Origin of the sequence: Aeromonas sp. 600774 (assembly GCF_049175075.1) — a bacterium.
Taxonomy (GTDB): Bacteria; Pseudomonadota; Gammaproteobacteria; order Enterobacterales; family Aeromonadaceae; genus Aeromonas; species Aeromonas veronii_A.
The window spans coordinates 188,216-207,400 of sequence record NZ_JAAKUJ010000002.1 but is presented as its reverse complement, the minus strand read 5'-3'; the positions used below and the strand labels follow the sequence as shown (position 1 = coordinate 207,400).

Here is a 19,185-nt window from a genome sequence, read left to right as displayed (position 1 = left end):
CCCTCACTTGACGGTCAGCAGGGTACGAAAGCCCCCGCGATGAACAATGGCGATCAGCACTGGTGCGCCGATCAGGGCCAGAATGACGCCATTGGGCAACTCGAACGGCTGGATCAGCCAGCGCGCCAGAATGTCGGCCAACAGCAGAAACAGCATGCCGAACAGGGCGGAGAAACAGACCTGCACCGACAGCTTCACCGGCTCCACCCGTCGGCCACAGTAGGCGGCCAGAAAGCCGACAAAGCCGATGGGACCGGCAATGGCGATGGCACTGGCGGTAAACAGGGTGGCGGCCAGCAGTACGCCAATTCGCACCCGGTTGGGGCGGATCCCCAGCGCCTGGGCCTGACTGTCCCCCATCTGCATCAGGGTCAGCTGGCGACAGAGCAGCAGGGTGATGACAAACGCCGCCAGCACCAAGGGCAGCACGGCGATGATGGCATCGAGATTGGCCGCCGACAGGGAGCCGAGGTTCCAGAAGCGGTACTGCTCCAGCACCATCTTGTTGGAGAGCAGCAGAAAGCTGGAGAGACCGCCGAAGGTGGCGGAGAGCGCCACCCCGACCAGAATGAGCTTGAGGGGGTTGGAGCGGCCAATCATCATGCCGAGCCCCAACACAATCACGTTGCCGAGCAGTGCGCCGAGTCCGGCCCAGAGCAAATAGCCATAGGCAGACTCCACACCAAACCAGGTGAGCCCCACCACCAGCGCAAAGACGGCCCCGGCGTTGACTCCCAGCAGACCTGGCTCTGCCAGCGGGTTGCGGGTCGCACTCTGCAACAAGGAGGCAGCCAGAGATAAAGAGGCGCCGACCACCATGGCACAGAGGGTGCGCGGCAGTCGCAAGGTATTGAGCACCATGGCGAGCTTCTCGTCGCCAGCCCAGCGGGCATCCCCCATCAGGTAGCCGAGCACCTCGCGAGCACCATAGACACCCGCACCGGTGGCGAGCGAAAGAGAAAGCAGTACAAACAGGAGGAACAATCCCAGCCAGAACAGCGAGGTCTGGTCTCTAAACACCCTTTAACTCCTTATGGTGGCAATGCGCATGTTGTTGAAATACATGTGGTTGAAATAAAAGCCGTCACCCGAGGTGATCCCCTGACAACAGCGGAAGCCCGCCAATGCGGGCTCCCGTTCAGCCATTACAGCTTGTAGGCCACACCGGCATAGACAGTGCGCCCGTCGAGGATCTGATCGGCCTCGGTGGCAACCCAGTCACGCTTGGTATTGGTCAGGTTGTTGAGCCCGAACTTCAGATCCAGTGCCCGAGTGGCGTTCCAGACTGCCCCGATATCCAGGGTGTGGAATCCGGCGGTGGTCTCATAGGTGGTGCCGCTCATGCGCGGAACCGGAAGGATCTGGCTGCCGGTGTAGTTCCAGCCGAGCTGGGTACTCAGGCTCTCGACGACCTGCCACTCCAGCTTGGCGTTGCCGGTATGCTCCGGCGTCCGATAGAGATCCTTGCCGCTGGTCTTGTCCTCCGCGTCGATCAGGGTGACGTTGCTGGAGAGGGTCAGGGCATCGGTGATATCAAACCAGCCGCTCAGCTCCACCCCCTTGATGCGGGCCTTGCTGACGTTCTGATAGGTCATCACCGCCGGACGCCAGGTGGAGGTCCATGCCTCGCTCTGGATCTTGTCCTTGATATCGTTGTGGAAGGCGGTAACCCCGGCGCCCCAGAACGAACCATCATAGGCGGTGCCCAGCTCGTAGCTGACGGCGGTTTCCGGCTTCAGATCCGGGTTGCCCACTACGGCGCAGCGACCGCGACAGGCGGCTACGGCATAATCCGGGTTGGACTGGGCAATGGTCGGCGCCTTGAATGCCTTGCCAATGCCGCCCTTGACCACCCAGTTGTCAGTCAGGCTGTAGAGGGCATAACCGCGGGGGCTGAACTCGGTGCCATAGGTCTCGTGGTGATCGACCCGGCCACTCAGGGTCAACGCCAGATCGCCAAAGCCAAACTCATCCTGCAGATAGAGCGCGCTCTGGTTGACGCTGACATCGCCCCCCTTGAGGTTGACGTTATGCTTGAGTTCGGTGATGCGGTACTCGGCACCGCTGGTCAGCAGGTGGCTGCCCAGATTACCGCTCAGCTGGCCATCGAAGGTGTGGTTGGTCTGGCTAACATCGCCGCTGGTCTTGCTCAGCGCCGTCATCAGTTCAGAGTCATCAAACAGGTCAACCTGCTCGAAGGCATAGCCGACCCGGCTGTCGAACTTATCCCAACGGCCGACGTGGGTGGTATTGAGCCCCAGTCGCTCCATCTGCTGGATATTGCGCGGCGTCTGGCCGTAGTTGTTCCAGTGGGCCTCCCGATCATCTTTGGCGTAGTTCATCCCCACATCCAGATCCTGACGATCATCGATCAACCATTTGACGTTGGAGAGGAGCCCCAGCTTTTCACGCTGCTCGATGGCATCGGCCTTGGGGTTGATGCTCTGCTCGCTCTGCCAGGCATCCCTGTGGTTCCCTTCCACCACCAGGTTGGCCAGCAGCTTGTTGTCGATCAGCGCCCCGCCCACATAGGCACTCGCCTTGTTGATATCCCCGCCGTGACCGTCGGTGGGGTCACTGAAGGTATAGGTGGCCGCCGCTTCGGTCTTCTCCCCGGGTTGGCGCAAGATGACGTTGACCACCCCACCCAGCGCATCTGCGCCGTAGAGGGAGGAGATGGGGCCACGGATCACTTCGATACGCTCAATGGCCGCCATCGGGATGGCGGAGAGATCGAAATCATTGCCATAACCGGAGGTAAGAGCATCGCGGGAGCTGATACGCCGGCCATTGACCAGCAACAGGGTGTAATCCCCCTCCAGCCCGCGCAACTTGATCTCGCTGCGGCCGTAGCTGGTCGCAGGGCTGATATTGACCCCCGGCAACTGTTTCAGAGCGCCGGTCAGATCATTGACATTGAGCTTGTCGAGCTCGACCCGAGTCACCACAGAGACGCTGGCCGGGGCGGTCAGCTCGCTGTGCCGGGTTTTACTCGCCGTCACCACCATAGTTTCATGAGCGGCGACAGGCGCAGTCCCTTGGGCCAGAACTGGCAGGGCAAAAAGGGACAACACCAGTGGATGCACTGCAAATCGTCGGGATGATGTACGCATCATCAACACTCCACATAAAACAACCAAGGCCAACACCACCGACATCCCTGTCTGACCTCGCCAGACCCGGTGCAAAGTGATGGAGTTCATTGGCATGAACAGTCGTCCATGCCCCATCACCCCGAACATCAGTGCATTACGGCAGGCCCTGCGTTGTGCTATGCCACTCGCAGCCATCAATAACAAAAGCGCCGTACCGACTGACATCGGGACGGCGCAATACTAAATGCAAATCATTTTTATTTGCAAGAGTGAATCAGGTATTCTTTCGCATCCGCTTAATTATCCATCACATCGTGACGGGTCTGGTGATAGGCCTCTTCACTCTTGCCCCGACGCCAGTACGGCACGGCGTAGAGCGACTGGCGATCCACCTCGAGCACAGACCGAAAATGGCGGCGCAGCGGCAGCACCAGCGCCTCTTCCCCACCCAGCCAGAAGAAGCCACCATCGCGCACCAGCGGCAGAGCAATCACATGCTCCAGCAGGCCACTGGACTCGGGCTCGCCGACAAACCAGTGACAGCGAACCCCGACCGGCAGCGTCAACGGCTGAGCATCGGCCTGATCCGGCACCAGAATCGCAATTTCCCCTCTGGCATCGGCAGGCATCACCTCACACATCGCCATGATGGCGGGCAAGGCGGTGAGATCCCCCACCAGGCAGTAGTGATCGGCCGGTTGCAGCATGGGGTTGGGACCACCCGGCCCGGAGAGGATCACCTTCTCTCCCGGCTTGGCATGGGTAGCAAAGGCGCTGGCGGGCCCGCCGTCACCGTGCAGCACGAAGTCGATATCAATTTCCTGCTCATCACGGCGAAACGCGCGGATGGTGTAGGTGCGGATCACCGGCTTGTCAGCCGGGTCACTCCAGCGCGGGCCACTCGGGGTCATGGCAGGCAGCACCGGCTCTACCTGATGAGGCTGTGCCAACATCACCTTGATATGGGCCCCGCCGCAGGTAAAGGGATAATCAGCCAACTCGCTGCCACCAAAGGTGATGCGACGCAAATGGGGGGTGATCCGGGTAATGGCTTTGACGGTCAGTAGACGGGGACGATTGGGAGGCAGAGATGGGGACACGATGGGGCTCCTCGTTGAGTGTGTCGCCCATGCTACACGTAAATAGGAATCACTATCAAATAAGATTATTTCTCGCCTAATAGGTGTTAGCCGGATTCAAGCATCCCCTGCCACTACCACCAATGCCCGAACAGAAAAACGGGCTTTATGCACGCTAGCCCCATGATTGGGCAAAGAAAGCAGCCGGACAACAACACTGTCTCGAAGGGTTCCATTTGCCTATTTCGACCATAGTTTTTCGAGATCAAATTTTATTTCTCAATAAGTTTCCTATCCTTAGTGAAGCAGTTAATGTAAGCACAGGATGCCAAACAGGATTGTATGATGGATGACCAGATCCTGATTATTGATGATGACGAGCTCTCCCTCCCCGACGCACAGCAAGCGGGCTGGAAGGTAATGATCGTTGACGATGAACCCGAAGTACATCGCATCACCAAGATCACCTTGAACAAATTCGAGTTTGACAATCGTCCCATCGAGTTTCTGCATGCCTATTCGGCAGCAGAGGCAAAAAAATTGCTGGCCACCACCCCGGACATTGCACTACTACTGCTGGACGTGGTGATGGAGGTCGATCACGCTGGCCTCGATGTCGTCAAATATGTCCGGGAAGAGCTGCAAAACAAGATGGTACGCATCGTGCTGCGTACCGGCCAACCCGGCCAGGCGCCGGAAGATGACGTGGTCACCAACTACGACATCAACGACTACAAGGATAAAACCGAGCTCACCTCCCAGAAGCTGCGCACCCTGCTACGTGCCAGCCTGCGCTCCTATCGCGATATCCGTACTCTGGAGAGCAATCGGCAAGGACTGGAAAAAGTCATTGAGGCCTCCAAGGGGATCTTTGAGAAACGGGCACTGCGTCAGTTTGTCGAAGGTGCCCAGGAGCAGCTGAGCGCCCTGCTCCATCTGGGAGAGACCCAGATTTACGATGTAAAACAATATGCCTACGAGGTGAAGGATCAACTGCTGGAGCCCCTGCTGCCAGGTCATCCTCCCGTGCGGTTGACAGAGGCGCCCGAGATACTGCGTCAAGCCATGACCAGAGGCTGCAATATCTACAACACCAACCAGATGGCGCTCTACTGCCAAAATCAGCGCCACCACCTGCTGTTTCATATCGAGACCACTCGCCAGCTCAGTCAGATCGATACCAGCCTGCTTACCCTGTTTACCGAAAACATCATAGTGGCGCTGGAAAATATCCGGCTCAACGAGGTGATCGCCGACAACCAGCGGGAGATCATCTATCGCATCGGCGAACTGGTCGAAACCCGCTCCAAGGAGTCGGGTTTACACGTCAAACGGGTAGCCCTCTATACCGAGCTTTTCTGCCACCTGCTGGGGATGAGCGAAGAGCAGAGCGAGCTGGTTAAACGCGCCTCACCACTGCACGACATTGGCAAGGTAGGTATTCCCGATGCCATTTTGCACAAACCGGGCAAGCTGACCCCGGAAGAGTGGGAGATCATGAAAACCCATGCCCAACTCGGTCAGGATATGCTCTCCGGCAGCGATCTGGCGCTGTTCCAGATTGGCGCCACCATTGCAGGCAATCACCATGAGAAGTGGAATGGCAGCGGTTATCCCCGAGGTTTGAAAGGAGCCGATATTCCACTGGAAGGACGGATTGTTGCACTGGCCGATGTGTTCGATGCACTTGGTTCGGATCGTTGCTACAAAAAAGCCTGGCCGCTGGACAAGGTGCTTGGGCTGATTGAGGAGGAGAAGGGACAACATTTTGATCCCCAACTGGTCGAGTTGATGATGGCCAATCTGGACAGGTTCCTCGAAATCCGTGAGCAGAACAAGGATGTCTATATCGGCGATCACTGAGGGCGTCAGGCCCCTTATCCCAAGGGTTCGAGCTAAAAAAACCGCCCTGCATATCAAGGGCGGTTTCTTTTATTTGGTGTATTGTTTTTCCCGAGTCCGGGCTACTGCTCTGGCAAGTTGAGATCCAGCTTGGCTGTCGGTTGGCCATTTTGTTGATTTTCAGCCTGAGCGGCTGCCAGCGCACGTTTAAAGGCACGCCGTTTTTGCATCACCACAAAACCGGCGCCCCCCAGCAACACCAGTAGAACCCCGCCCCCAACCAGTAGCCAAAGCAGCCATCCCATTCCCTCTTCAGGCAAAGCCTCGACTGACTCGGCGCTGGAAATCGGAGCAGCTGCCGACGCCACCTCTGCGGGAGGCGGTGGAGGCGGGAAGATATTGAAGGTCTTTACCGGTAATTCGATTTTCAGCTCGCGCCCCAGGCGAGTGGTGCCATAGAGGGTCGCTTTCACCTCATGTTGCCCCACCTCTTTGATGACAGAGAGATCAATATCAAGCTTGGGGGCGCTGGCGGTCTCGCTGAACTCGTAGAGGCCGCCCACATTGCTGGTCACACTCCCCTTGATCACCACGGAGGCGGGATCCAGCTCATCACGGTCGATTAGCAGTGAGAGCTTGGCACCCAGCTCTTCCGAAGGCGGCGCCAGGTTATAGCTGAACGGATAGGGATAAAGCAGCACATCCTGATAGCGGGCACGAACAAACACCTGATTACCGGTGCTGAACATGGCGCGGTATTTGCCAGCGGGAATATCTTGCAGCGTCGCCTCTGCAGTCATGATACCGTCACCCGGCACCTCATCGAGCCCCTTTCCATCATCGTGGTAACGGCCAAGCTCCTGATCCAGCACCACCTGTTGCTGAGCAGCATCACTGAATGATTGCAGCTTGACCGTCATCCCCAGGTCAGAGAGGTAGTATTTATCTTGCGGTGGCTGGCCATTGATCAGCAACCATGACTTGAGCTTGACCACCTCTCCCTGATAGAGCTGCATCGGCAAGGCGGCGATATCGAGCCGGATATCGGAGAGGATACGAACCCGATTGTCGGGATCTACCTCCCCAATCGCCTGCCAGGGGCCCGGCATCGGATTGCGCAGGGTAATAAGATCATGTTCCGGCAGGGCCAGCCAACCCACATCGGCGGGTTTGGCCTTTCCCACGTAAAGCTTGCTGCCATCGGGACGCACCAGGATCACCGAAGGAGTGCCCGCTTTGCGTTTGATAATGAAGGTGATCTCCTTCACACCGTAATCGATGCGAAAGCGGTTATCGAGCATGGGAATGTCAGAAGGTGCGAACACCTCGGTCGCCATAGCCCCAAGCGACATCAACAACAACAGGGAAGCCCACCACTTGCTCATTGCCGCCACAGACAGCTCCCTCCCTTCTTCTGTACCAGGTCGAGTCGAGCCTCGTGCAGGGCCTGAACCTCGGCACTGGCACGGATCACCTTGAGCGCAGGCCGGTTGCTCTCCAGCCGGCGAATGCTGGTGTCCTGATTGCTCTCGTTTTCACTGCTTTCTGTAGCCAGATTGAGTTTGGTCTGGCCACCGGTCATCAACAGATAGACGTCAGCCAGGATCTCCGCATCAAGCAAGGCCCCGTGCAGAGTACGGTGAGAGTTGTCGATACCGTAGCGATCACACAGCACATCCAGGTTGTTGCGCTTTCCGGGGAAGAGATCCCGGGCCATCGCCAGGGTATCTGTGATAGTACAGATATCCGCCGTCTTGAAGTTGAGTCCGAGCTTGCTGAACTCGTAGTCCATAAAGCTCACGTCAAACGGTGCGTTATGGGCGATCAGTTCGGCGCCCCGGATAAACTCGAGGAACTCGTCGGCAATCTGGCTAAACGACGGCTTGTCCCGCAGAAACTCGTCGGTGATACCATGCACCTGTACCGCTTCCGGGTCGACCGGACGATCAGGTTTTATATAAACGTGATAGTGGTTACCGGTCAGCTTGCGGTTGATCACCTCCACACAGCCGATTTCGATGATGCGATGGCCAAGGTAAACGGGGCCACCACCGGTATTCATACCTGTGGTTTCGGTATCCAGAATGATCTGGCGATTCAGTTGGGGTGTGTTCATGATCCAATCTATGTCAAACTTCGGCTTTACTCGCTAGTTTACCCCAAGCCTCTGGCTAAAACAGATTGATTGCTCATGTTAAAACAGATTGATTTATTCACGGATGGCTCCTGCCTTGGCAACCCGGGCCCGGGTGGCTATGGCGCAGTCATGGTTTATGGCAAACACCGCAAGGAAATTTCAGCCGGCTTCAAACTGACCACCAATAACCGGATGGAGCTGATGGCCGCCATCATGGGGCTTCGAACCCTCAACGAACCGTGCAAGGTGCGCCTCACCACTGATAGCCAATATGTGCGCCAGGGGATCACCCAGTGGATCATCGGCTGGAAAAAGAAGGGGTGGATGACCGCCAATCGTCAACCGGTCAAAAATGTCGACCTCTGGAAAGCGCTGGATGCGGAAGTGGGTCGTCATCAGATCGAGTGGCTATGGGTCAAAGGGCATTCCGGCCACCCGGAGAACGAACGGTGCGACGAGCTGGCCAGAGATGCCGCATGCGGCAAGGATCTGGCCGAAGATACCGGCTACCAGCCCTGACGGGCCATGCCCGGTGTGGCGAGAGATTTGGGCAGTTGCCAGCGACGCCGCACCGGGATCAGTGGAAAGCGCCGTTTGCGGGCAGCAATAACGTATACCGATGCAAACGCTCTGCAATAGTCCCGCCCGATACTCTCCCGCCACCAGCTGTGCCAGCTCTGTTTACCCATAAACGAGTAACCGAAACGCTCGTCGAACATCACTTCACACCCTAGTAAATGGAGCCAGTCGATGACTCGCCCGGGGGTAAACATCCGCGCCGACCAGGGCAACTTGCGCCGTAAAAAAGGGATACAGTGGCCAATCCCCACCAAACTCACCGGATTGTAACCACTGATAATCAGCCAGCCATCATCGGTCAGTACCCTTTCGGCTTCACGCAATACCTGATGGGGATCGGCTGAAAAATCGAGGCAGTGAGCCAGCAGACAGGCATCGACGCTACCGGTTCGCACCGGCAGCTCGAGGGGATCGCCATAAATGTCCAGCAGTCGCCCCTCGGGCGAGACGCCCACCTGATGACGAATGGATGAACATTTGCAGGAGAGCTCCGCGCTCAGAGCTCCTACCTTGAGCAAGTGATATCCGAACAAGTTGGGGCACCAGCTGTCGAGCCGCTCCTGAATTTCGGCCGCCACCCAGTCACCCATAGGCAGCGCTGACCAGCTGGTCGGGATCTCGATTTGTTGTTCGGTACGTGCCACCTGCATAATAGGGTTCAACTCGCGGTTTCGAACGCCATCCTGTTATATAAGATACCCTCCCTAAAGAGAAGCAGACTCATGTATCCAGTGATCACAGTTCCAGCCTTTAATGACAACTACATCTGGTTGATCCGCCACGAAAATCACTGTCTGGTGGTCGATCCGGGTGATGCCGCCCCCGTGCTGGAGCGGCTCGAGGCATTGGGTCTGGTGCTCGACGCCATCCTGCTCACCCATCACCATCACGACCATGTCGGGGGCGTCACCGGCCTGCTCAGCCACTTTCCCCATGCCCGGCTATATGGCCCCAAACTTGACCCCATGCCGGATCATCACGGTCAGTGGCTGGAAGATGGCGATCAGATTAACTGGCACGGCCTCGCCCTCGAGGTAATCCATGTGCCCGGCCACACCCGTGGCCATATCGCTTACCATGGCAACGGCATGCTTTTTTGTGGTGACACCCTCTTCTCGGCCGGTTGTGGCCGTCTGTTCGAAGGGACACCGGAACAGATGTACCACTCGTTACAGCGCCTTGCCGCCCTGCCCGACGAGACCCTGATCTACTGCGCCCATGAGTACACACTCTCCAACCTGCGCTTTGCCTATGCAGTTGAACCGGACAATCCGGCGATCCGTGATCAGATCGGACTGATCAGCAAACTGCGGCAACAAGGGCTGCCAAGCCTGCCCACCCGGCTGGAGGATGAGCGCAAGTTTAATGTTTTTCTGCGCTGCGAGCTCGATTCGGTAAAATTTTCTGCTGAAAAGAAGGGGCTAAAATGCGTGGAAAATCCGGTAGATACCTTTACGATCTTGCGTCAATGGAAGGATGTTTTTTGAACAAACCTTGATCAGGAGGGGATTGCCCCTTATGATGCCGGCTGTTTTTCTTAAAAATGACCGGAACGAGATGAAGGTACGAACGGCCTTATTGGCAGCGCTGTTGCTCAGCGGCTGCCAAAACCTGAGCCATCAGGATGACCGGGCGCTAACGGCAATCGAGCCGATCAAGTCCCCCCAGGTCAAGAAAAAAGCGCATAAAAAACACTCTTCCCATTTCCTGTTTGGCGATGAACAGCTGGATGAAATGGAAGAGACGGACAATCTGTGGGTGCGTATCAGCGATGATATGCAACTGGAAACTCCGGACAACCCGCGCATCCGCCAGCAACGTGAGTGGCTGTTGCGCAATGATAAGCATCTGGCGACCATTGCCAGCCGGGCTGAACCCTACCTCTATCTGATGGTAGAGGAGATTGAACGGCGTGAGCTGCCAATGGAGCTTATTACTGTCCCGATGATCGAGAGCATGTTTGATCCCCATGCCCGATCCCGCAGCAATGCCGTCGGTCTGTGGCAGTTTGTGCCAGCGACAGGCAGAAACTTCGGTCTGCGCCACGACAACTGGTATGACGGACGGCGTGATGTGCTGGCCTCCACCAATGCGGCGCTCGACTATCTGGAATACCTGAACCGCTTCTTTGACGGCGACTGGCTGCAAACGCTGGCCGCCTACAATGCCGGTGAAGGACGGGTGCGCAACGCCATCCAGCGTAACCAGCGCGCAGGCAAACCGACCGACTACTGGTCACTCGATCTGCCGCGCGAAACCCGGATGTATGTGCCCAAGATCCTCGCCATGGCTGACATGATCAGCAATGCGGACAAGTACAATATCCAGTTGCCGGTGCTCGCCAACGAGCCGAAGCTGCGAGTGGTGGAGACCGGCAGCCAGATCGATCTGAACGTGGCCGCCCAACTGGCAGGTCTGCGCACGTCACAGCTCAAGGAGGTCAATCCGGCCCTGAGCCGTGGCGTGATGTCGCCCCGTGGCCCTTACCGCCTGCTGGTACCGGTAGAATATGCCGATACCCTGGAGCTGGCACTGGCCGATCTGCCCAAGAGCGAGCGTATTCGTACCCGCTCCTATCAGGTCACCAGTGGCGATACTCTGTCACGCATCGCCCAGAATCATGGCGTCAGCGTGAGTGAGCTGAAGCTGGCTAACAATCTGCGCAGCAACAACCTGCGTCGCGGTCAGCAACTGGTGATCCCGACCCACGGTCAGGTCAGCAGCAAGGCCAGTTCCGCCAGCAAACCGCAGCAGCTGGCAAGCCGTGGCAGCAGCCAGAAGGCCAAGGTCAGTTACAAGGTGCGCTCGGGTGACAACCTGTGGAGTATCAGCCAGGCACACGGCGTCTCCCACGAAGAGCTCGCCAAGTGGAATGGTCTGAATGCCAAGTCGGCGCTCAAGCCAGGCATGAAGCTGGTGGTCTATCCCAAGCAAGGGAAGAAGAGCGACAAATCGATGGTGTATCAGGTTCGCCGTGGCGACTCCATCTCCTCCATCGCGGCTCGCTTCCAGGTGGCCATCAACGATGTGATGCGCTGGAACCAGCTGGATAAAGGGGATTACCTTAAGCCCGGCCAGGAGCTGACCCTGTTTGTGAAGAACAACAGCTAAGCCTCACCGCTTGAACCCGATAAAAAACGGGGCCAGTCAGATGACTGGCCCCGTTTTTTATTACTGCGGCTAACCGCTGCTGTGTCTGAGCCACCGACTAAAACAATGACTTGGCGCCGCCTGCGGATGCATCACCGCTCTGCAGGCAAAACTATCACCGCTATTCCCAGAGCCTTGTCGGCACAACCAGCAACACAGTGCGCTGGCCGATCGCCACATTGGCATTGGGGAAAACCACCGCCTCACGCGGCTTTTCCACCATGTAGCGCAGCTCACCATCCTCGGCCAGTGCGAACCCTTGGGGGAATTCGGTGAAGTTGTCCACATCGCTGGCGAACAGGAAGCGAAAGTCCGCTGATTTTTTGGTGATCACCCGATCGATAACAAACAGGGTGAAATCATCCGCCCGCCACGGCTCCAGCACCACCTCATCCTGAGTGACCAGCTCCTGCAGCGCTTGGCGGGTTTCGATAAAGCGGGTCATGTCGTTCTCACCAAATGGCCGGACCTTGCCCAGCTCCACCGTAAAGGCGTGGGCCCCATGCTGGCGTGAGCTGTAGTAGCTGAAAGTAGTGGTCGGGCTGGCGGAAAGCAGAATGGTACGCACCCCACAGGCGCCGAGGAACTGCACCTGCTCGCGGCAGTGGGGCCGCTCGTGGGGAAAGGGGTAGACGGCGAACTTCTCGTGGCGCGAACCGCGAATGGCGGTGTGCAGATCGTAGTGGTAACGGGGACGAGCCGGATCGGCAAAGAAGCGGCTCACATACTGCTCGAGGCGCATGGCGCGGATCCGCTCCCGATTGCAGAGCCCCTCCCCCTTGCTGTGGGCGCCAGAGAAGAGCCGGTTCATGTTCTCCTCCACCTCCCGCAGCCCCAGATTCATCGCCGCCGGATTGCCAAACAGGAACAGCACCCGATGGCGGGCGCTCAGCTCGCCAGAGAGCAGACGGCTCAGCAGCTGGTTGCAGATCTCGATGGGGGCGGTCTCGTTGCCGTGAATACCGCAGGAGAGGACGATATCCTTGCGCCCCCCCGGCTGGCCGCCCGCGCCACTGGCAGGCTCCAGACAGATGACACCGGTATCCCAGACGCTGACTTGCGTGCCATCCGGCAGCGCAAAATCAAAGGGATCGAGCAGCCACTCGTGGCTGCGGGTCATGGCCAAAAAATCGTGCTGGGGAATCATCCGTCTCACCCTCTTGCGCTGGAACACTATGGCCGGATTATACGCAAGGCATCGCGGCTTAAAATCGTTTTTTAAACAAATTCAAACATTAACAACACAATTGTGATAACAATCGAGCGACGACAGCGAGGTGCTATAGCAATGTGAAATAAAGAGAAGAGGAAAGAGGATCAACGCACAACAGGGGGAAAACGAGGGGAGATAAAACAGACTATTACCCGCCTGATGGCTGGGCGCCACAGGGGCAAAGCAGAAAACGGATCAGCAGAAAAACGAGGCATCCATGCCCGGCTGATCAACCACGCCAGAACGGCTTGTTGGTCTCTTGATAACGGTCAGCTTCGTTCAGGCCGATGTCTTTGAGCAGGTACTCGGGCAGCTCGGAGAGCTGGCGACGGCTGCGGCTGCGCTCCAGCCAGGTCAGAACGGTCATTTTAACGCGAGCAACCAGATTCAATTGGCTGGAATGCTGGTAACCGGTTTCGGTATAAGTCATGTTGGCCATGATGCGGCTCCTCTGAATATTTGTTTACGCACTGGGCTTCAATTTGATGCGCAAAGCTTAGTCAGGGAGTCAGACCGACTCAATTGACGAATTTTGATACGTTACATTAGTAAATCTAATGTCTAAAAACGGCAGGATTTAATTTTAACGCTTTGATTTTAAACAACTAATTATTTTAACGGTTGGCCAGCAGAGTCGCACAGCATATTGTGCTGCATGGCACCCATCTATATATGCATTTTGCTGCTTTACATATGCAGGGACGAGCAAGGTGTGAACAGCTGGCAACAGCGGAGTTACACGAAATTGTTAATTTAATGATCTTGTGGCGATCTTTGTTTAACATACTGAAACATAAATAAAACCATCACCGTATCCCCATTCAGAGGCGCACATTACACCCTCCCCAAAGTGCCTCTTGGCACTCCAGCCGCATACTGGTATGTTTATTTATACAGTAGTTTTGCTACCCGCAGCAGATGTCATACCTGATGTCGTCAACAGCGGGTCAGACCACAGGATCATCGATGGATACCTTTACCCCTACCGCCGCCCTGCGTCAACAGATGGCCGCCATTGAAACCTCTCTCAACCAGCTGGCCGATCTGCTTGGCCAGCTCGAGCTGCAGGAGGCCCATGTCTATCCCCTCCCCCCGGTGGCGCAGGGGGAAGAGCACGACCCGATCGAGCAAATTGAGGTGGGCTATCTCAACGGTGAAGCCGCACTGGCGGCCACCCTCGCCGCTTATCGGGACCACAGCGCCCGCCCCGGCTGCTCCACCAAGGCGACTCACCGGCTGCCCGGCTGGTTGCGCTTTCCTGCCGCCGCCGCCCCGCAGCTCCAGCCGCTGGTTGAGGAGATCAACCAGCGCAAGCTTGATTTCAAGGGGCTGGTGCAACAGGCGGGGGGACGGGATGAGAAGTTCGAGCTGGTACATACCGCCCTGCCCGGGGTGATCACCCTGCAGGTCTACCGCAAGCTGACCCTGTTGGCGGGGGAGCTCCACTCCCTCGGTTTTACCTGGGCCGACAAGCAGACCATCAATCGCCTCACCCGCGAACAGGTGCTGGAGATGCTGGAGCGCAGTCGTCGCTATATACCGGCCCTCTCCAACAACGAGGAGTGGAGCAAGATGGTGGATCAGGAGGTGTACGACATTCGCCGCCTGCCCGCCGATGCCGAGCTGCGGATCCGCCGCCCGGTCAAGACCCACCCGATGATCAACCTGCTCTGGCAGGATCGCACCCCGCGCAAGCAGCAGATCAAGGCGAGCTTGCCGCTGCTGCTCTGCTCGGATACCCCGCCTGCAGTCACCCATCTGGGCAACTATCCCCCCAAGAGCCGGCAGGCGCGGCGAGATCGCAAGATTGGTGGCGAGCCCATCATCGAGCGGCTGCATCTCTACCTCTATCAGGGCTAACGCGACGAGCCAGCTAAAACCGGCACGCAGAAACGACAGAGGGGAGCACATCGGCAAGATGTGCTCCCCTCTTTCATATGGCATGGCCATGTCGCTGGTGCTACAGCGGATCAGCTCATCAGCAGGGCCCGCAGGCTCTCCACATCCAGCCCGCGCACCTCGGACTGGCCGCTCAGCAGACCATCGGCCAGCGCCCGCTTCTCGTCGTGCAGGGCGACAATCTTCTCCTCCACCGTCTGCTCGCACACCAGGCGATAGACGGTCACTGGCTGGGTCTGGCCCATCCGGTGGGCCCGATCGCTCGCCTGATCTTCCACCGCCGGGTTCCACCAGGGATCGAGGTGCAGCACGGTATCGGCCTGGGTGAGGTTGAGGCCGGTCCCCCCTGCCTTGAGGCTGATGAGGAACAACGGCACCGCCTCGTGGCGAAAACGCAGGATGGAGTCCTGACGGGACTTGGCGGAGCAGCCGCCATCCAGATAGCAGTAATCCCAGGATTTCTGCTCGATGCGGGCCCGCAGCAGGCTCAGCAGATCGACAAACTGACTGAACACCAGCACCCGATGACCACCGTCAATCGCCTCTTCCAGCAGGGCCATCGCCTCATCCAGCTTGCTGCTGGTTTGCGACCACTCGGGCATCACCAGCTCCGGCGAACAGCAAAGCCGGCGCAACCGGGTCAGGCCACTCAACACATGCATCAGGGCACGACCATCGGCACTTTGCACCTGCTGCACCACTTCACGCCGGGTCGCCTCGTAGAGCTGACGCTCTTCGGGGGAGAGGCTGATGTGGTGAATGATCTCGGTCTTGTCTGGCAGCTCGGTCAACACCTCCTGCTTGAGACGACGGAGGATGAAGGGGCTGATCACCGCCCGCAGCAACGCCATATGCTGGGGATCCTTGACCGCCTTGCCAAAGCGGCGCTTGAACTCGCCAAGGCTGCCGAGCAACCCCGGGTTGATAAAGGTAAAGAGGCTCCACAACTCCCCCAGATGGTTCTCGATGGGCGTGCCGGAGAGGGCGAGGCGAAAATCCCCTTCCAGCTGGAACAACAACTTGGCGCGCTGGGTACCGGCGTTTTTGATCTGTTGTGCCTCATCGAGCACCATGGAGGGCCAGCGACGCCCCTTGAGCGCCTCCGCCAGACTGCCGAGCATACCGTAGTTGATGATGATCACCTGCCCCGCTTTGGCATCGCGAATAATGCGCTCGCGCTCGGCGGGATTGTCAAAGATCACCACCTCCAGCTCGGGGGCGAAACGGGCCACCTCCTCCTGCCAGTTGGTGACCACTGACTTGGGCACCACTACCAGGGCTGGGCCAAGGTGCTGGCGCATCCGCAGCACGATAAGCGCCTGCAACGTCTTGCCCAGACCCATGTCATCGGCCAGACAGGCGCCAAAACCGTGATGGGCCAGGGTCGCCATCCAGCGCACCCCCTCCTTCTGGTAATCCCGCAGCGCGGTGAGCAGCTCCGGCGGGCAGGATACCTCCTGCTGCCACTCCTGCTGCAGAGATTGCCATGCCGCATCCCCCTCGGTGGTGATGACCGAGAGCAGACGGGTAAGCGGATAGGCCAGCTTGTGGTTGATCCGCTGCTCGTCGTCGAGCATGGCCCCCAGCATGGAAAGCCGCTCCACCAGCTTGTCGCTCAGCATCAGGCTGGTCTTTTCGTCGAGCTGGACGGTGCGCTGACCCGGGGTCAGCTGACGCAGGATCAGGCGCAAATCGAGGATCTGATGCTCATCGAGGGCCAGCGCCCCTTCGACCTGGAACCAGTCCTGCCGCCGCTCGATGCGCAGGCTCAGTGCCGCTTCATCGAGGCTCTTGAGGCGGGCGCTGTCCTGATGCCAGTGAATGACCACGCCGGCATCCACCAGCTCAGGCAGGGCATTGACCAATGCCAGTGCCTGCTCTCCTTCAAGGCGCCACTCGCTGCCGGGCAGATCGATGGGAAGCTGATTGCGCAGCAGTTGGGCCTGCCCCTTCTCGGCTCCGAGATCCCGCTGCCAATAGTGGTTACCCTTGATCCCTTGACGGATGATGCTCTCCCCCTTGCCCAGAGGCTGGGGAGGCAACTCGTCAAAACGGGTCACCAGCTTGACCGCCAGCTGGCCATCCTGCCAATCGAGCTGCACCGAAGGAATGCCCGGCCAGGGGGCCAGTTCGGCATTGCCGTGCAATCCCTCAACCTGGCTGTGCCAAGGCAGATCGGCGATCCCGTCCAGAGTGCGCTGCAACTCGCTCATCCCCTCGGCGGGCAGCAGCGGGATGGATTCGAGCGCTGGCAAACGGTCGAGCAGCGGCTGCGGGGTGAGGATGAGCTGCCACAGATCCTGCGCCAGCGGCATGATATGGGCCCCGCGGGCGGCTGCATCTGGGATCAGCAAGGCACTCATCTCCTCTTCGGTCGCGATAATCTGCAGCAGCGGCGCCGTGATGGCGAGCTGCAGCTTCTGCCCCTTGGCGTTGAACAGGCGGGGGTGATCGGCCAGCGGCGCCCAGACATCCCGGGGCAAGCGTCCCATCACCCGCGGCAGGGTGCGCACCACTGCCCAGTCGTGCTCATCGAGCAGCGCCGCATACTGGGTGGAGAGCAGGGTGGGATCGACCCGGCGGCCCGCCGTCCACTCCCCCTTGGTGCTGAGTTTCTGGATCTTGCACTCCAGCTCGGGGCCATCGGCGTGAAGCAGCCACACCAGCCGCTCCTGCGGCTTGCGCACACCGCTGGCACGTCCCAGCCCCTGCAGCCAGTTGAGCCAGCTGGCGGAGGCAGCCCCCTTCTCCTCGCCGCCTTCCTCTTCTGGCTCTTCGTCTTCGGCCTCGCTGTTGCGCAGCTGGCAGAGTGGCGCCCCTTTGGCCCCCTCTCCCAGCAGCAGGCGCAGCAGATCCTGACAAAACGCCATCAGCCGATGATGGGGTTCGGCGTCAAGCAGGTGGGAGAGATCCCACTTGTGCAGCATGGCCACCTGCGCGCTCTGGGCGCCGTGACGGGCCAGCGCGCAGAGATCGAGCCAGAGATAGCCCCAGTGCAGCTCCTCCACCGGCAGTTGCAGGGTATCGAACAAGCCGACCGCCTGCCCATGCCGCTCACCGGCCCACTGGCTGAGCAGATCGGCCAGCAGCGGAAATTGTCCGCCAAGGCTGCGCTGCCACTTCTTGCGCTGCTCGCTGGCAATGACGGGGTCTGCCTGCTGCAACCAGCCGAGCCAGAGCAAAGCACTGAAGGAACGCGGCCACTGCCCCTCATGACCCTCGGCCTGCCACTGGCCCAGAGCCGTGAGCAACCGCTCACCCAGAGGGCCACACTCCCCCTGCGAGGCAACCGCCTGCAGGGCAGGCCACAACAGGCTGGAATCGGTGCTTTCGCCATCCCCACAGAGCCAGCGCCACTCCGCCTCAAACGCCTTACCTTGCGCCTGCACCTCGGGGGCACAGCGCACTAGCGCATTGGCCAGCGGCCAGTGCTCTTCATAAGGGGCATCGAGAAGCAGCTGCAGCGAGAAGTGCTCCAGCAACAGTTGCTGCCAGGCGGGGCTGGAACCCGCCAGCAGCAGATGGGCATCTGCGGTATCGAGCAGTGTGAGCAGATCACCGGGAGAGAAGAAAGCCGGGATCTCGCCCGCCTTGCCCCTGCAAAGCTCGCGCACCAGCCCGTGCACCAGATCCTGGCCGGTCACCGAGGAGACCCGGCTCCAGTCAGGGGCAGCACAAAGCCCAGCCCGCACCCCCAGGATCAGCGCCAGCGTCCCCTCTGCAGTCAGGCTCCACTGCTGCTCCCCGCGCAATCTGACAAGGCCGGCGTCATGGAGCCGGGTCAGGTGGCTGGCGAGCTCATGGCCCGCCCCCAGCGTATCTTGTAACAGACGGGTACTGGCGACACGCTGCAGTTGCAAGGCACTGAGCAGCAGATAACTATCCGGGGAGAGGGTGGAGGCAGACATCAAGACTCACGGGCAGATGCAAAAGCGGAATTTTAACGGGAAAGCGTCAGCCACTCGACCCTTTACCGTGAAATAACTCAAAAAAAAACGGCCATCCGTGATGACCGTCGAAAGTAACGAAGGAAATAGCCGGATCATCCGGTTACCTCCCACAGCGGGAAAATCGGGAGCGCTAGCCCCTAATTCGTGGGGCCAATGCTAGAGGTTGGCGCCCGAAAAAGCTTTGAAGCGGATCACAGTTGAAAAGGATTTCTGAAAACGCTTTCAATATTTGGCGACCAAA

At 58.8% G+C, this 19,185-nt stretch carries 14 protein-coding genes; 5 read left to right on the top strand and 9 right to left on the bottom strand.

The features are described 5' to 3' along the window. Nucleotides 1-3: 3 nt before the first annotated feature. The 3 genes from G5171_RS03970 to G5171_RS03960 form a co-directional block, all read right to left on the bottom strand. Nucleotides 4-1,020: a FecCD family ABC transporter permease gene (locus G5171_RS03970; protein WP_421250411.1), complete on the bottom strand. Its 1,017-nt coding sequence runs from the start codon at nt 1,018-1,020 to the stop codon at nt 4-6. Between the two features lie 125 nt (nt 1,021-1,145). After that, the gene (locus tag G5171_RS03965) at nt 1,146-3,113 is read right to left on the bottom strand and encodes a TonB-dependent receptor domain-containing protein (RefSeq protein WP_421250507.1); all 1,968 of its coding nucleotides are present in this window, start codon (nt 3,111-3,113) and stop codon (nt 1,146-1,148) included. Between the two features lie 278 nt (nt 3,114-3,391). Further along, nucleotides 3,392-4,195, bottom strand: coding sequence for a siderophore-interacting protein (locus G5171_RS03960; RefSeq protein WP_421250412.1), 804 nt, complete (start codon nt 4,193-4,195; stop codon nt 3,392-3,394). Nucleotides 4,196-4,519: 324 nt separating this feature from the next. Between G5171_RS03960 and G5171_RS03955 the strand changes: the two genes are divergently transcribed. Continuing rightward, complete coding sequence (locus G5171_RS03955) at nt 4,520-6,037, top strand: HD domain-containing phosphohydrolase (protein ID WP_236345551.1); 1,518 nt, start codon at nt 4,520-4,522, stop codon at nt 6,035-6,037. 101 nt (nt 6,038-6,138) lie between these two features. Here the strand turns inward: G5171_RS03955 and G5171_RS03950 are convergent, their stop codons facing one another. Next, nucleotides 6,139-7,401, bottom strand: coding sequence for a TIGR03503 family protein (locus tag G5171_RS03950; RefSeq protein ID WP_337072861.1), 1,263 nt, complete (start codon nt 7,399-7,401; stop codon nt 6,139-6,141). Further along, the gene (gene dnaQ / locus G5171_RS03945; protein WP_421259863.1) at nt 7,398-8,132 is read right to left on the bottom strand and encodes a DNA polymerase III subunit epsilon; all 735 of its coding nucleotides are present in this window, start codon (nt 8,130-8,132) and stop codon (nt 7,398-7,400) included. Before dnaQ ends, G5171_RS03950 begins: the two co-directional genes overlap by 4 nt. Nucleotides 8,133-8,207: 75 nt before the next feature. Between dnaQ and rnhA the strand changes: the two genes are divergently transcribed. After that, nucleotides 8,208-8,672, top strand: coding sequence for a ribonuclease HI (gene rnhA, locus G5171_RS03940; RefSeq protein WP_288728516.1), 465 nt, complete (start codon nt 8,208-8,210; stop codon nt 8,670-8,672). Here the strand turns inward: rnhA and G5171_RS03935 are convergent. After that, nucleotides 8,660-9,382 carry a methyltransferase domain-containing protein gene (locus G5171_RS03935; protein ID WP_337072813.1) on the bottom strand — a complete coding sequence of 241 codons (723 nt, stop codon included), beginning with the start codon at nt 9,380-9,382 and terminating at the stop codon, nt 8,660-8,662. The two genes, rnhA and G5171_RS03935, sit on opposite strands and share 13 nt — an antisense overlap. Before the next feature lie 72 nt (nt 9,383-9,454). On the opposite strand from G5171_RS03935, the gene gloB reads away from it, so the two are divergent. Together gloB and G5171_RS03925 are read left to right on the top strand one after the other, a co-directional pair. Then, nucleotides 9,455-10,219: a hydroxyacylglutathione hydrolase gene (gloB, locus tag G5171_RS03930; RefSeq protein ID WP_421211855.1), complete on the top strand. Its 765-nt coding sequence runs from the start codon at nt 9,455-9,457 to the stop codon at nt 10,217-10,219. Nucleotides 10,220-10,289: 70 nt separating this feature from the next. After that, nucleotides 10,290-11,843 carry a lytic transglycosylase gene (locus G5171_RS03925; RefSeq protein WP_216978394.1) on the top strand — a complete coding sequence of 518 codons (1,554 nt, stop codon included), beginning with the start codon at nt 10,290-10,292 and terminating at the stop codon, nt 11,841-11,843. Nucleotides 11,844-12,003: 160 nt separating this feature from the next. Here G5171_RS03925 and astE read toward each other — a convergent pair whose 3' ends face one another. Then, on the bottom strand, nt 12,004-13,029 hold the full coding sequence (gene astE / locus G5171_RS03920; protein WP_421259862.1) for a succinylglutamate desuccinylase: 1,026 nt from the start codon (nt 13,027-13,029) through the stop codon (nt 12,004-12,006). 295 nt (nt 13,030-13,324) lie between these two features. Next, on the bottom strand, nt 13,325-13,534 hold the full coding sequence (locus G5171_RS03915) for a DUF1127 domain-containing protein (protein WP_167573177.1): 210 nt from the start codon (nt 13,532-13,534) through the stop codon (nt 13,325-13,327). Between the two features lie 527 nt (nt 13,535-14,061). On the opposite strand from G5171_RS03915, the gene G5171_RS03910 reads away from it, so the two are divergent. After that, nucleotides 14,062-14,955 carry a DNA replication terminus site-binding protein gene (locus G5171_RS03910; protein WP_421259861.1) on the top strand — a complete coding sequence of 298 codons (894 nt, stop codon included), beginning with the start codon at nt 14,062-14,064 and terminating at the stop codon, nt 14,953-14,955. 110 nt (nt 14,956-15,065) lie between these two features. Here G5171_RS03910 and G5171_RS03905 read toward each other — a convergent pair whose 3' ends face one another. After that, nucleotides 15,066-18,902: an SNF2-related protein gene (locus tag G5171_RS03905; RefSeq protein ID WP_421259860.1), complete on the bottom strand. Its 3,837-nt coding sequence runs from the start codon at nt 18,900-18,902 to the stop codon at nt 15,066-15,068. Between the last annotated feature and the right edge of the window lie 283 nt (nt 18,903-19,185).

What these genes read in the sequence shown, in the direction of transcription:
- G5171_RS03965 (WP_421250507.1), bottom strand. Translation starts at nt 3,113, where the DNA reads ATGCGTACATCATCCCGACGATTTGCAGTGCATCCACTGGTGTTGTCC.
- G5171_RS03955 (WP_236345551.1), top strand. Translation starts at nt 4,520, where the DNA reads ATGGATGACCAGATCCTGATTATTGATGATGACGAGCTCTCCCTCCCC.
- G5171_RS03950 (WP_337072861.1), bottom strand. Translation starts at nt 7,401, where the DNA reads ATGAGCAAGTGGTGGGCTTCCCTGTTGTTGTTGATGTCGCTTGGGGCT.
- dnaQ (WP_421259863.1), bottom strand. Translation starts at nt 8,132, where the DNA reads ATGAACACACCCCAACTGAATCGCCAGATCATTCTGGATACCGAAACC.
- rnhA (WP_288728516.1), top strand. Translation starts at nt 8,208, where the DNA reads ATGTTAAAACAGATTGATTTATTCACGGATGGCTCCTGCCTTGGCAAC.
- G5171_RS03935 (WP_337072813.1), bottom strand. Translation starts at nt 9,382, where the DNA reads ATGCAGGTGGCACGTACCGAACAACAAATCGAGATCCCGACCAGCTGG.
- gloB (WP_421211855.1), top strand. Translation starts at nt 9,455, where the DNA reads ATGTATCCAGTGATCACAGTTCCAGCCTTTAATGACAACTACATCTGG.
- G5171_RS03925 (WP_216978394.1), top strand. Translation starts at nt 10,290, where the DNA reads ATGAAGGTACGAACGGCCTTATTGGCAGCGCTGTTGCTCAGCGGCTGC.
- astE (WP_421259862.1), bottom strand. Translation starts at nt 13,029, where the DNA reads ATGATTCCCCAGCACGATTTTTTGGCCATGACCCGCAGCCACGAGTGG.
- G5171_RS03915 (WP_167573177.1), bottom strand. Translation starts at nt 13,534, where the DNA reads ATGGCCAACATGACTTATACCGAAACCGGTTACCAGCATTCCAGCCAA.
- G5171_RS03910 (WP_421259861.1), top strand. Translation starts at nt 14,062, where the DNA reads ATGGATACCTTTACCCCTACCGCCGCCCTGCGTCAACAGATGGCCGCC.
- G5171_RS03905 (WP_421259860.1), bottom strand. Translation starts at nt 18,902, where the DNA reads ATGTCTGCCTCCACCCTCTCCCCGGATAGTTATCTGCTGCTCAGTGCC.